Annotated in this window: 11 protein-coding genes; 9 read left to right on the top strand and 2 right to left on the bottom strand. The window is 71.8% G+C overall.

Going from position 1 to position 13,086, the window contains the following annotated elements:
• Positions 1-64 precede the first annotated feature (64 nt).
• The 7 genes from OOJ91_RS33030 to OOJ91_RS33000 all read left to right on the top strand — a co-directional run bounded on the left by OOJ91_RS33030 (position 65) and on the right by OOJ91_RS33000 (position 10,472).
• The gene (locus tag OOJ91_RS33030) at positions 65-1,651 is read left to right on the top strand and encodes an amino acid permease (RefSeq protein WP_266251275.1); all 1,587 of its coding nucleotides are present in this window, start codon (positions 65-67) and stop codon (positions 1,649-1,651) included.
• A gap of 115 nt (positions 1,652-1,766) precedes the next feature.
• Complete coding sequence (locus OOJ91_RS33025) at positions 1,767-3,131, top strand: glutamine synthetase family protein (protein ID WP_266251273.1); 1,365 nt, start codon at positions 1,767-1,769, stop codon at positions 3,129-3,131.
• A gap of 18 nt (positions 3,132-3,149) precedes the next feature.
• Positions 3,150-4,505 (top strand): aldehyde dehydrogenase family protein, encoded by a 1,356-nt coding sequence (locus tag OOJ91_RS33020; RefSeq protein WP_266251271.1) that lies wholly within the window; start codon positions 3,150-3,152, stop codon positions 4,503-4,505.
• 5 nt (positions 4,506-4,510) lie between these two features.
• A complete protein-coding gene (locus OOJ91_RS33015) occupies positions 4,511-5,278 on the top strand; it encodes a 3-oxoacyl-ACP reductase (protein WP_266251270.1) in 768 nt (255 codons plus the stop codon).
• On the top strand, positions 5,275-6,030 hold the full coding sequence (locus tag OOJ91_RS33010; RefSeq protein WP_266251269.1) for a gamma-glutamyl-gamma-aminobutyrate hydrolase family protein: 756 nt from the start codon (positions 5,275-5,277) through the stop codon (positions 6,028-6,030). Before OOJ91_RS33015 ends, OOJ91_RS33010 begins: the two co-directional genes overlap by 4 nt.
• A gap of 47 nt (positions 6,031-6,077) precedes the next feature.
• A complete protein-coding gene (locus tag OOJ91_RS33005; RefSeq protein ID WP_266251268.1) occupies positions 6,078-6,629 on the top strand; it encodes a pyridoxamine 5'-phosphate oxidase family protein in 552 nt (183 codons plus the stop codon).
• 183 nt (positions 6,630-6,812) lie between these two features.
• Complete coding sequence (locus OOJ91_RS33000; RefSeq protein ID WP_266251267.1) at positions 6,813-10,472, top strand: SpoIIE family protein phosphatase; 3,660 nt, start codon at positions 6,813-6,815, stop codon at positions 10,470-10,472.
• 46 nt (positions 10,473-10,518) lie between these two features.
• Here OOJ91_RS33000 and OOJ91_RS32995 read toward each other — a convergent pair whose 3' ends face one another.
• Complete coding sequence (locus OOJ91_RS32995; protein ID WP_266251266.1) at positions 10,519-10,833, bottom strand: STAS domain-containing protein; 315 nt, start codon at positions 10,831-10,833, stop codon at positions 10,519-10,521.
• 94 nt (positions 10,834-10,927) lie between these two features.
• On the opposite strand from OOJ91_RS32995, the gene map reads away from it, so the two are divergent.
• Complete coding sequence (gene map / locus OOJ91_RS32990; protein ID WP_266251265.1) at positions 10,928-11,785, top strand: type I methionyl aminopeptidase; 858 nt, start codon at positions 10,928-10,930, stop codon at positions 11,783-11,785.
• On the top strand, positions 11,782-12,495 hold the full coding sequence (locus OOJ91_RS32985; RefSeq protein ID WP_266251264.1) for a VIT1/CCC1 transporter family protein: 714 nt from the start codon (positions 11,782-11,784) through the stop codon (positions 12,493-12,495). Before map ends, OOJ91_RS32985 begins: the two co-directional genes overlap by 4 nt.
• A gap of 32 nt (positions 12,496-12,527) precedes the next feature.
• On the opposite strand, the gene OOJ91_RS32980 is transcribed toward OOJ91_RS32985, so the two are convergent.
• Positions 12,528-13,028 carry a nitroreductase/quinone reductase family protein gene (locus OOJ91_RS32980; RefSeq protein ID WP_266251263.1) on the bottom strand — a complete coding sequence of 167 codons (501 nt, stop codon included), beginning with the start codon at positions 13,026-13,028 and terminating at the stop codon, positions 12,528-12,530.
• Positions 13,029-13,086: the final 58 nt, after the last annotated feature.

Here is a 13,086-nt window from a genome sequence, read left to right as displayed (position 1 = left end):
TGTCTTGATCGGCGGGACGACACTTTGCGCACTCGCCAGCGGAACCACCTCAGGGAGGTGTGCAGTGGCCACGACGCCCGTGCCGACCGCAGAGCAACCGATCGACGACGACGCCCGACGACTCGCCGAACTCGGCTACAAGCAGGAGCTGCGCCGCAAGTGGAGTGGCTTCTCCAACTTCGCCATCTCGTTCTCCATCATCTCGATCCTTGCCGGCTGCTTCACCACCTTCGGCCAGGCGTGGAACAACGGCGGGCCGGTCGCCATCTCCTGGGGCTGGCCGCTGATCTCACTGTTCATTCTGATCATCGGCTTCTGCATGGCCGAGCTGGTGTCGGCCTACCCCACGGCGGGCGGGATCTACTGGTGGGCGGCGACCATGGGCCGGCCGGTGCACGGCTGGTTCACCGGTTGGTTGAACCTCATCGGCCTGGTCGCGGTCACCGCCTCGGTCGACTACGGCTGCGCGACCTTCCTCAACCTCACCCTGTCGGCGCTCTTCGACGGCTGGGCCGGGACGCTGCGGCAGGCGTTCGTCCTCTTCGTGATCATCTTGGCGCTGCACGGGCTCATCAACATCTTCGGGCACCGGATCATCGACGTACTCCAGAACGTCTCGGTCTGGTGGCACGTGGCCGGCGCGGCAGTCGTGGTGGCCATCCTGGTGTTCGTTCCGGACGACCACCAGAGCTTCCAGTTCGTGTTCACCGAGCGGTTCAACAACTCGGGCTTCGGCGACGGGGACACCGGCGGGCTGACGTTCTGGTTCTACGTGCTACCGCTTGGCTTCCTGCTCACCCAGTACACGATCACCGGCTTCGACGCCTGCGCGCACGTCTCCGAGGAGACCCGGGGCGCCTCGCAGGCCGCCGCGCGCGGGCTCTGGCAGTCGATCTTCTACTCGGCGATCGGCGGCTGGATCCTGCTGCTGGCGTTCCTGTTCGCGGCCACCGACGTCGAGGCGGTGAACGCCGCCGGTGGCTTCTCCGGGGCCATCTTCGAGTCGGCCCTGACCCCGGTCTTCTTCAAGGTCGTCATCATCATCTCCACGATCGGGCAGTTCTTCTGCGGGATGAGCTGCATCACCTCGATGAGCCGGATGGCGTACGCCTTCAGCCGGGACCGCGCGGTGCCGGGCTGGCGGCTCTGGTCGAAGGTGAACCGCAACGGCACCCCGGTCAACGCGATCATCGGCACCACGATCGCCGGCCTGGTGCTGACCCTGCCGGCGCTCTACGAGAGTTCGGCAGGCATCCCGGTCGCCTTCTACGCGGTGGTCTCCGTCGCGGTGATCGGCCTCTACCTGTCCTTCCTCATCCCGATCGCGCTGCGACTGCGCCTCGGCGACAGGTTCGTGCCCGGCCCGTGGACGCTGGGACGGAAGTACAGGCTGCTCGGCTGGATCGCGGTCATCGAGATCGCGGTCATCGCCGTGTACTTCGTCCTGCCGATCGTGCCGGCCGGCGTGCCCGGCAACGACGACTTCACCTGGTCGGCGGTGAACTACGCGCCGCTCGCCGTGGGCGGGGTGCTGCTGGTGGTCGCCGTCTGGTGGTACGCGTCGGCCCGGAAGTGGTTCGCCGGTCCCGTCCGTACCGTCGAGGAAACCGCGCCGACGTCCGACCCGGCGCCTGTCGACGGCCCGGCCTGACGCCCACCCGGTGAGGCGGGCGCCGCGCCCGTCCCGCCGGGTTTGCCGCCGTCTCCATCGGGGGCATTGACGGTGATCCGGTTTGCCAGTAGACCTTGGTGATGGAGGCCCGCGAATGACGAAAGCTCCGCTCACGCTGGAACAGCTGCGGGTCGCCATCAACGACGGCGAGATCGACACCGTCGTGCTGGCCCTCGTCGACATGCAGGGCCGGTTGCAGGGCAAACGGTTCCACGCGCCGTTCTTCCTCGACCAGGTGGTGGCCAACGGCAGCGAGGGCTGCAACTACCTGCTCGCCGTGGACGTCGACATGAACACCGTCGACGGGTACGCGATGTCGAGCTGGGAGCGCGGTTACGGCGACTTCGCGATGGTCCCGGACTTCGCCACCCTGCGCCGGGTGCCCTGGCAGCCCGGCTCGGCCCTGCTGCTGGCCGACCTGACCTGGCTGGACGGCTCCGGTGACGTGATCGCCTCGCCCCGGCAGATCCTGCGCCGGCAACTGGACCGGCTGGCCGAGCACGGGCTGACCGCGTACGCGGGCACCGAGCTGGAGTTCGTGCTGTTCCGCGACTCGTACGAGGACGCCTGGCGGCGGGGCTACCGCGACCTCACCCCGGCCAACCAGTACAACGTGGACTACTCGCTGCTCGGCACCGCCCGGGTGGAGCCGCTGCTACGCCGGATCCGCACCGAGATGGCCGGCGCGGGGCTCACGCCGGAGAGCGCCAAGGGCGAGTGCAACCTCGGCCAGCACGAGATCGCCTTCCGCTACGACGAGGCGGTGGCCTGCGCCGACCACCACGTCATCTACAAGAACGGGGCCAAGGAGATCGCCGCCCAGGAGGGCATGGCGATCACCTTCATGGCCAAGCCGAACGAGCGGGAGGGCAACTCCTGCCACATCCACTTCTCGCTGCGCGACAGCACCGGCTCGTCGGCCATGCTCGGCGACGGGCCGGCGCACCTGTCGGAGATCGGGCAGCGCGTGCTCGCCGGGCTGCTCTCCACCATGCGGGAGTTCAGCCTGCTGTTCGCCCCGAACATCAACTCCTACAAGCGCTACCAACCGGGCTCCTTCGCCCCGACGGCGCTGCGCTGGGGGGTGGACAACCGCACCTGCGCCCTGCGGGTGGTGGGCCACGGACAGGGCATGCGCGTGGAGAACCGGGTGCCCGGCGCCGACGTCAACCCGTACCTGGCGATCGCCGGGCTGGTCGCCGGCGCGCTGCACGGCATCGAGCGGGAGCTGGAGCTGGGCGCGGAGTGCACAGGCAACGCGTACGACGACCCGGAGGCCGAGCGGGTCCCCGGCACGCTGCGCGACGCCCTGACCGTGTGGGAGGGCTCGACGGTGGCCCGGGAGGCGTTCGGCGACGAGGTGGTGGCCCACTACGCCAACCAGGCAAAGGTGGAGTTGGCGGCCTTCGACGCCGCGGTGACGGACTGGGAGCTGACCCGTGGCTTCGAACGCCTCTGACGTGCTGGGGTGGTGGGTGTGACTCTCGTCGTGGACCCGGCGTCCGGTAAGGGGATCCGGGAGGTCCCCGGTGCCTCGGTGGCGGAGGTCGACGCGGCGATCTCCCGGGCCGCCTCGGCCTTCGAGACGTGGCGGGCCGTCGCGCCGGGGGACCGGGCCCGACTGCTGCGACGGTTCGCCGCCGTCGTCGACGCGCACCTCGACGAGTTGGCAGTGCTGGAGGTGCGCAACTCCGGGCACACCGCCGGCAACGCCCGCTGGGAGGCCGGCAACGTCCGCGACGTGCTTGACTACTACGCCGGTGCGCCGGAGCGGTTGACCGGGCGGCAGATCCCCGTGCCCGGCGGCCTGGACGTCACCTTCCACGAGCCGCTCGGCGTGGTCGGCGTGATCGTGCCGTGGAACTTCCCGATGCCGATCGCCGCCTGGGGTTTCGCCCCGGCCCTCGCCGCCGGCAACACGGTGGTGCTCAAGCCCGCCGAGCTGACCCCGCTCACCGCGCTGCGCCTCGCCGAGCTGGCCCGCGAGGCCGGTCTGCCCGACGGCGTGTTCACCGTGCTCCCGGGCGAGGGAGCGGTGGTGGGGGAGCGGTTCGTCAGCCATCCGGCGGTCCGCAAGATCTGCTTCACCGGCTCCACCGAGGTCGGCACGCGCATCGCGGCCGGCTGCGCCCCCCAGGTGAAGCGACTCACCCTGGAGCTGGGCGGCAAGAGCGCCAACATCGTGTTCGCCGACGCGGACCTGGAACGCGCCGCCGCGACCGCGCCCGGCGCGGTCTTCGACAACGCCGGCCAGGACTGCTGCGCACGGTCACGGATCCTGGTCCAACGCCAGGTGTACGACAGGTTCCTGGAACTGCTCGAACCGGCGGTCCGCGCGGTGCGGGTCGAGGACCCGTCCCGGGACACCGCGGAGATGGGGCCGCTGATCTCGGCGGCCCAGCGGGACCGGGTCGCCGGCTACCTGGCCGGGGCGACTGTGGCGTTCGCCGGCTCGTGCCCCGACGGTCCCGGCTTCTGGCACGCCCCGACAGTGGTGCTGGCCGACTCGCCTGCGGACCGGCACTGGCGGGAGGAGATCTTCGGCCCGGTGGTGTCGGTGCTGCCGTTCGACGACGAGGCCGACGCGGTCCGGCTCGCCAACGACACCGAGTACGGCCTCTCCGGCTCGATCTGGACCCGCGACGTCGGCCGCGCGCTGCGGATGGCCCGCGCCGTCGACGCGGGCAACCTCAGCGTCAACTCGCACTCCTCGGTGCGCTACTGGACCCCGTTCGGCGGGATGAAGCGTTCCGGACTCGGCCGTGAGCTGGGCCCGGACGCGCTGCACTCCTTCACCGACGTCAAGAACGTGTTCATCGCGACAGAGGAGTGACGCCAGTGCAGGGTCGGTTGCAGGACCGGGTGGCAGTGGTCACCGGAGCGGGCAGCGGGATCGGGTTGGCCACCGTCCGGCGGTTCGCCGCCGAGGGGGCCCGGGTGGTCTGCGTGGACATCGACGCGCAGGCCGGCACGAAGGCCGCCGAGGAGTGCGGCGGCGAGTTCGTGGCCACCGACGTGGCCGACGAGGCGGCAGTCCGCGACCTGTTCGACGGGGTCGCCGAGCGGCACGGCCGGGTGGACGTCGCCTTCAACAACGCGGGCATCTCCCCGCCGGACGACGACTCCATCCTGGACACCGGCCTGGACGCCTGGGAGCGGGTGCTGCGGGTCAACACCACGAGCGTCTACCTGTGCTGCAAGTACGCGATCCCGCACATGCGCCGCCAGGGCAAGGGCTCGATCATCAACACCGCCTCGTTCGTGGCGCTGATGGGCGCGGCGACGTCGCAGATCGCGTACACCGCGAGTAAGGGCGGCGTGCTGGCGATGACCCGGGAGCTGGGCGTGCAGTTCGCCCGCGAGGGCATCCGCGTCAACGCGCTGTGTCCCGGCCCGGTGGCCACTCCGCTGCTGCTGGAGCTGTTCGCCGCCGACCCGGAGCGGGCCGCCCGCCGGCTCGTGCACGTGCCGATGGGCCGCTTCGGGCAGCCGGAGGAGATCGCCGCCGCGGTGGCGTTCCTGGCCAGCGACGACGCCTCGTTCATGACCGCCGCGCAGTTCGTCGTCGACGGGGGCATCACCGGCGCTTACGTCACACCCCTGTGAGACGGCCGCTGATCGGGATCAGCGCGTACGTCGAGCCCGCCGACTGGGCCGTCTGGCGCGGTGTGCGGGCGGTGCTGGTGCCCGAGGCGTACGTGCGGGCGGTGACCGCCGCCGGTGGCCGGGCGGTGGTGCTGCCCCCGGACGACTCCGACGCCGACGTGCTGGCGGTCCTCGACGGGCTGCTGCTGGCCGGGGGCGCGGACGTCGGTCCGAGCCGGTACGGCCAGCAGCCGCACCCCCGGACCGAGGACCGGCCGGACCGCGACGCCGGTGAGCTGACCCTGCTGACGGCCGCGCTCGCCGCCGACCTGCCCGTGCTGGGTGTGTGTCGGGGGATGCAGTTGCTCGCCGTGGCGTACGGCGGCACCCTGCACCAGCACCTGCCCGACGTCGTCGGAACGGAGGCGCACCGTCCGGCCCCGGCGGTCTACGGCACCCATCCGGTGCGGTTCGCCCCGGGGAGCCTGGCGGCGAGGACGCTGGTCGGGGTGGACCGTGTCAACTCGTACCACCATCAGGCGGTCGCCACCCCGGGGCGGCTCGCGGTCACCGGCTGGGCGGCGGACGGCGTGATCGAGGCTGTCGAGGACCCGGACCGTCCGTTCGTGCTCGGGGTGCAGTGGCATCCGGAGATCGAGCCGGACCCGCGTCCGATTCCGGCGTTGGTCCGGGCCGCCCGCGGGCGGGCGTCCGGGCCGCCGGTGGGCGCCGACCCCGGGGGCGTACGCGTGGCGGTGCCGCCGGTGGTGTGACGCAGCTCGCCCCCGTCGGGCGGCGGGTGCGGTGGGAGGATCGCCACATGGGCAAGGTCTATCCGGAGATCGACGTTCGTCTGCGGGAGTTCATCGCGGCCCAGCCGGTCTTCTTCGTGGCCACCGCGCCGTCCGGTCCCGAGGGGCACGTCAACGTCTCACCGAAGGGCATGACGGGCACCTTCGTGATCCTCGGTCCGCACCGGGTCGCCTACCTGGATTACCACGGCAGTGGCGCGGAGACCATCGCCCACCTGCGCGACAACTCTCGCATCACGCTGATGTTCTGTGCGTTCGACGGGCCGCCGAAGATCGTGCGCCTGCACGGTAGGGGCAGCAGCGTCGCGGTGACCGAGGCGGGCTTCGCGGAGCGCCTCGCCGAGTTTCCCGCGCCGCCGGACGTGCACGCCGTGCGGGCCGTGATCAGTGTCGAGGTCGAGCGGGTCAGCGACTCCTGCGGCTATGCGGTGCCGCTGATGGACTACCGCGCGGAGCGTGACCTGTTGCTTACCTCACACTCCCGCCGCACGGCCGATGACCTCGTGACCTACCGCGCCACCAAGAACGCCGCGAGCATCGACGGACTACCGGTCTTCTGAGAGGTCAGAGCCCTGCTCGGGCCCGCGTCCACAGCCGTGCTGTCGGGTCGGCGACGGGCGGGGCCCAGGTAACCAGCGTCCACGGGTCGTCATGCGTTACGTTGCTGGTCCGCCGGGGTACAAGTCGGAGCACGGCGCGTGAAGATCAACGGCTGCGGGGTACGGCCGAAGCGGGGAGGCTGCATGAGCTCGGCCCAGGGGGGCGCGGACGCGGGGCATTCACACGCGTACGTCCACGAGATCCCCCCACACCTTGCCGCCGCCTTCGCGGGCGGCGGTGAGCTGGGCGAGCGGCTCCGCGCCTTCGACTGGTCCACCGCACCGCTGGGCGGGCCGTCCAACTGGCCGGTGGCGCTCTCCAGCGCGATCGGCATGATGCTCTCCTCCAGCTCGCAGATCGTCATGTTCTGGGGCGACGACCAGCTCGCCTTCTACAACGACGCCTACCGGCCGACGATCGGCAGCAAGCACCCGCAGGTGCTCTGCCAACCGGCCCGGCACCACTGGGCCGAGACCTGGGACGTCCTCGGTCCGCTGCTCGACGGGGTCCGGCGCACCGGGCTCTCCTACCGGGGCGAGGACCACCCCTTCCTGCTGGACCGCTCCGGCTTCGTCGAGCAGACCTACTTCGACGTCTCGTACGACCCGATCCGGGGCGCCGACGGCTCGGTCAGCGGCGTCTACTGCATCGTGAACGAGACCACCGGGCGGGTGGTCGGCGAGCGTCGGCTGCGGGCGTTGTCGGAGCTGGGCACCGCGCTGGCCGAGGTGAGCAGCGCGGGCGAGCTGGGCCGGACCGCCGCCGACGTGCTCGCCCGGCACTCCGCCGACGTGCCGTTCGCGCTGGTCCACCTGGCCGACTCCACCGGCCGGTTCACCCTGACCGCCACCAGCGGCGTCGACCCGGCCGCGGTCGACCTCCCGGCCGACACGATCGCCGAGCTGGTCGCGGAGGGCTCGCCCGCCACCATCGAGGTGAGTGGTCTGCTCGCCCGGCCACCGGCCGAGGCCGCCGACGTGGCGCTCGTGCTGCCCGTCAAGGCCGCCAACGAGACGGTCGGCGCGCTTGTCCTCGGCGTGGCCCGCCTGCTGCCGCTCGCCGACGACTACCGTGACTTCCTCGACCTGGTGGCCGCGCAGATCTCCCGCGCGGTCGGCACCCAGCGGGCGTACGAGCAGCAGCGCGCCCGGGCCGCCGAGCTGGCCGCGCTGGACCGCGCGAAGACCAACTTCTTCGCCAACGTCAGCCACGAATTCCGTACGCCGTTGACCCTGGTCCTCGGCCCGCTGGAGGACATGCTCGCCGACCCGGAGCTGTCCGCCACGTACACCGACCGGCTCGTCGTGATGCACCGCAACGCGTTGCGCCTGCTCAAGCTGGTCAACACGGTGCTCGACTTCTCCCGGCTGGAGTCCGGCCGGCTGGCCGCCCGCTACCAGCCCACCGACCTGGCCGGCTACACCGCCAGGCTGGCCAGCACCTTCCGCTCGGCCACGGAACGTGCCGGGCTGCGACTTGTGGTGGACTGCCCGCCGCTGCCGGCGCCGGTGTTCGTCGACCGGGACATGTGGGAGAAGATCGTCCTCAACCTGGTGTCGAACGCGGTGAAGTTCACCTTCGACGGCGAGATCCGGGTGCGGATCCGGGCCGACGACGGCGTCGCCCGCCTGGAGGTCTCCGACACCGGCGTGGGCATCGTGCCGGCCGAGCTGCCGCACGTCTTCGAGCGTTTCCACCGGGTGCCCGGGGTGCGCGCCCGTACGCACGAGGGCACCGGGATCGGGCTCGCGCTGGTCCGGGAACTGGTCGAGATGCACGGCGGCGACGTCACGGTGACCAGCCAGGTCGACGTGGGCAGCACCTTCACGGTGACCGTCCCGTTCGGATCGGCGCACCTGCCCGCCGACCGGGTGGCCGCGTTCGCCCCCCTGCCCTCGGGCGAGCCCGAGCAGGCCCGGCTCTTCGTCGCCGAGACCGCCCTGTGGGTCGACGATGACACGCCCGGTCACACCGACCGCCAGCCGACCGCCGCCGCCCCGGCCGGCCGGATCCTGGTCGTCGACGACAACGTCGACCTGCGCGAGCACGTCACCCGGCTGCTCTCCCCGATCTGGGAGGTGGTCACCGCGAGCGACGGCCAGGCGGCCCTGACGCTGGCCCGCGACGGCGGGTTCGACCTCGTGCTCACCGACGTGATGATGCCCCGGCTGGACGGGTTCGGCCTGGTCGGCGCGCTGCGCACGGACCCTCGCACCCGTGACGTGCCGATCGTGCTGCTCTCCGCCCGCGCCGGCGCCGCGGAGGCCGTCGCCGGCCTCTCCGTCGGCGCCGACGACTACCTCACCAAGCCGTTCTCCGGGCAGGAGCTGATCGCCCGGGTCCGGGCCAACGTCGAGCTGGGTCAGCTGCGCGGGCAGATCATCCGTCGGCTTCGGGCACTTGCCGACGCGGTGGTGGCGGTCAACACCGCCCGTTCCACAGCCGACGTGCTGCAGGTCGCCGCCCGGCACGCGCTCACCCTCGCCGAGGCCGCCCGGGTCGTGGTCACCGCGGCCGGCGCCCGCTCCGAGGCCGACGGCGGCGGAGTCACCGCCACCGACCCGTCCTTCGTGGCCGCGCTGACCGGCACCACGAGCGAGCAGCTCGGCGAGCTTCAGGTCTGGCGGGCCGCCGGCGACGACGCGCAGGCCGACGAGGCAGCGCTCACCCAGCTCGCCCGCCTGGTCGGCGTCCGGTTGGAGAACGCCCAGCTCTACGAGGCCGAACACCGCATCGCCACCACGTTGCAGCACAGCCTGCTGCCGAGGTCGCTGCCGCAGCTGCCGGGCGCGGTCGTGGCGAGCCGCTACCTGCCGGGCAGCGCCGACGTCGAGGTCGGCGGTGACTGGTACGACGCGCTCGCGCTCGAGGGCGACGACCTGGTGCTGGTGATCGGCGACGTGGTCGGCAAGGGCGTCCAGGCCGCCGCCGCGATGGGACAGCTCCGCAACGCGCTGCGGGCGTACCTGCTGGAGGGTTTCGACCCGGGTGAGTCGCTGAGCCGCCTCAACCGGCTGGTCGGGTCCACCGAGGGGCGCTCGTTCGCGACAGTGGTCTGCCTGCAGTTCAGCCCCCGTACCGGTCTGCTGCGCTACGCCAGCGCCGGGCACCCGTCCCCCCTGCTGATCCGAGGAGACGACGTGGCGTTCCTGCACGACCGCGCGCTCGGCCCGCCGGTCGGCGCCATCCCCGACGTGACGTACCGGACGGTCGAGGGTGAGCTGACCGCGGGCAGCCGGCTGCTGCTCTACACCGACGGCCTGATCGAGGACCGTCAGCTCGGCATCGACGCCGCGCTGGCACAGCTGCGCGCCGACGCGGCGACCCCGAGCGAGCACGTGGCCGATCTGATCGACACGGTGGTCGAGCGGGTCACCGGGCGGCCGCGCCGCGACGACGTGGCGGTGCTCGCCCTGGAGGCGGCCGAGCTGAACCGGTTCGCGCTGCGCCTGCCGGCGGACCCGACCCGGTTGAGTGTGCTGCGCAAGCGCCTGGAGGACTTCCTCGTGGCGCACGACGTCGGCGAGACCGACCTGTTCGACCTGACCGTGGCGGTCTCGGAGGCCGCCGCGAACGCCATCGAGCACCCCGTCCAGCCCGCCGAGGCGGTCATCAGCGTCGAGGTGGCAATCGAGGACCGGACGGTGATCGCCACCGTCCGCGACACCGGGCAGTGGCGGGAGTCGACAGGCTCCGGGTTCCGGGGGCGCGGCCTGTCACTGATCAAGGCGCTGGGTGACCTGGTGGTGCGGCGTACCGATGAGGGCACCGAGGTGACGTTGCGCCGGCAGTTGCGGGGCTGACGGGCGCCCGGCGGCCGGGGTGCCGGCGGCGCGGGCGTCGGCGGTCTCAGACCGGGTCGAGCCAGCTCTGGTCGCCCAGGCCGGAGATCTCCAACACCCGACGGACCTGCCGCGACGGCAGCACGGTGAGCGTGCCGGAGAACTGCTGGGCGAGCCGGACCAGGGCGTGGATGGCAGCCGAGTCGAAGAAGGTCACCGCCCGCAGGTCGAGCGTGATCCGACGGGCGGGCTCGCGCAGGGCGGTCTGGAGCATCGTGTCGGCGGTCGCCATGTCGACCTCGCCGGTCACCACCACGTGGAGGTGCTCGCCGTCGATCTCCGCGCTGGCGGAGAAGACCGGTGGTGCCTCCCCTTGATCCACGCTGACACCATGGCACAGGCGACCTGGCAGGGCAACAACCGGCCCCGACCGGCCGTGGCACGAGTCACGACCGCTCCGGCGATAGGCTTGCGGCATGACCGTCCGTCCGCCGCTGACCCCAGGCACGCTCTCCCCGATGCGACAGGTGCCCGCCCACATTCCCCGCCCGGAGTACGTGGGTAAGAAGGGCCCGCAGCAGTGGCGCGGCTCGCACGTGCAGACGCCGGAGACCATCGAGAAGATGCGGATCGCCAGCCGGCTCGCCGCCCAGGCGACACAGCTCGCCGGTGAGCACTGCAAGCCCGGCGTGACCACCGACGAGATCGACCGGCTCGTGCACGAGTTCCTCTGCGACCACGACGCGTACCCGTCGACGCTCGGCTACCGGGGCTACCCCAAGTCCTGCTGCACGAGCGTCAACGAGGTCATCTGCCACGGCATCCCGGACTCCACGGTCCTGACCGACGGCGACATCATCAACGTCGACGTCACCGCGTACATCGGTGGGGTGCACGGCGACACCGACGCCACCTTCTGCGTCGGCGAGGTCAGCGAGGAGGCCCGGCTGCTCGTCGAACGGACCCACGAGGCGATGATGCGCGGCATCCGCGCGGTGGCCCCGGGCCGCCAGATCAACGTGGTGGGCCGGGTCATCGAGTCGTACGCCAAACGGTTCGGCTACGGCGTGGTCCGCGACTTCACCGGCCACGGGATCGGCGAGACCTTCCACAGCGGGCTCTACGTGCCGCACTACGACAGCCCCCGCCCCACCGACATCATGGAGCCGGGGATGACCTTCACCATCGAGCCGATGATCACCCTCGGCACCTACCAGTACGACATGTGGGACGACGGGTGGACAGTGGTCACCAAGGACCGCAGATGGACCGCCCAGTTCGAGCACACGATCGTCGTCACCGACGACGGCCACGAGATCCTGACCCTGCCGTGACCGACACCCCCGCGGCACTGCGCGAGGCACACCACGCGGACGTCACGGGCGGCTGGCTGCGCCCGGCCGTCTTCGGCGCGATGGACGGGCTGGTCACCAACATCGCCCTCATCGCCGGCGTCGGCGGCGGTGGCGTGTCACCGCACAGCATCGTGCTGACCGGGTCCGCCGGCCTGGTGGCCGGTGCGATCTCGATGGGGCTCGGCGAGTACACGAGCGTGCGCTCGGCCAACGAACAGGTCGCCGCCGAGGTCGCCAAGGAACGCCGCGAGCTGGAACGGCACCCCGAGGCGGAGGCCCGCGAGCTGGCGGACGCCTGGGTGGCCCGCGGCCTGCCCCGCGACCTCGCCACCCAGGTCGCCGAGGCGGTACGACGGGACCCGGAGGAGGCGCTGCGGGTGCACGTCCGCGAGGAGTTGGGCGTCGACCCCGACGACCAGCCGAGCCCCTGGGCGGCGGCGATCTCCTCGTTCCTGTTCTTCTCGGTGGGTGCGCTGATCCCGCTGTTGCCCTACCTGCTCGGCGCCACCGTGCTCTGGCTGGCACTTGTCGTCGGCGGGTTCGGCCTGTTCGCCGCCGGCGCCGTGGTGGCCCGGTTCACCAACCGACCCTGGTGGACCAGCGGCCTGCGCCAACTACTGCTGGGCGCCGCCGCTGCCGGCGCCACCTACCTGATCGGCTCGCTGATCGGAGTGCAGGGCGGGCTGTGACGCCTGTCAACCGGTGCGCGGATCGCCTCGACCTAGCCAGCCGACGGAGGGCCGGCCGACGCGTCGCGCCCGGTCGGCACCAGCCGGAAGATGCGGATCTCCCTGCCCCCGGCCCGCTCGACGTACGTGCGGTACGCCGGCCACTCGGTGACCAGCAGGCGCCACAGGCGGTCCCGTTCGGCACCGGTGGCCGGGTCGGCCCGCACCGGAAACCGGCGACCCTTCACGTCCACCTCGGCGGCCGGGTCGGCGAGCAGGTTCATCGCCCAACCGGGCTGGTGGGTCTGCCCCCAGTTGGAGCCGATCACCACGTACGCGTCGCCGTCGGTCACGTAGAGCAGCGGATTGCTGCGCGGCTTGCCCGAGCGGCGACCGGTCGTGGTGATGACGAGGGACGGGAGCACACCAAGCGCGACCACCCGACCCCGGGTGAGCCGGCCGACGATCCGGTCGGCGGGGACCAGCAGGCGGGCGGCCGCCCCGAACCAGCGGTGGTGGCCGAGTCGACGGGTGAGGGTTGCGATCGCTGACACGCGGATCAGTCTGCCGGCCGCCGTGCCTCGACGGCACCCCCGGACGGCGTTGACTCGT

The sequence above is a fragment of the Micromonospora lupini genome (genome assembly GCF_026342015.1).
In the GTDB taxonomy this organism is placed as follows: Bacteria; Actinomycetota; Actinomycetes; order Mycobacteriales; family Micromonosporaceae; genus Micromonospora; species Micromonospora lupini_B.
This window is presented reverse-complemented; position numbering and strand designations above follow the sequence as displayed.

Coding starts and splice junctions, on each gene's coding strand:
- OOJ91_RS33005 (WP_266251268.1), top strand. CDS start 6,078: ATGGGCAAGGTCTATCCGGAGATCGACGTTCGTCTGCGGGAGTTCATC.
- OOJ91_RS33000 (WP_266251267.1), top strand. CDS start 6,813: ATGAGCTCGGCCCAGGGGGGCGCGGACGCGGGGCATTCACACGCGTAC.
- map (WP_266251265.1), top strand. CDS start 10,928: ATGACCGTCCGTCCGCCGCTGACCCCAGGCACGCTCTCCCCGATGCGA.
- OOJ91_RS33025 (WP_266251273.1), top strand. CDS start 1,767: ATGACGAAAGCTCCGCTCACGCTGGAACAGCTGCGGGTCGCCATCAAC.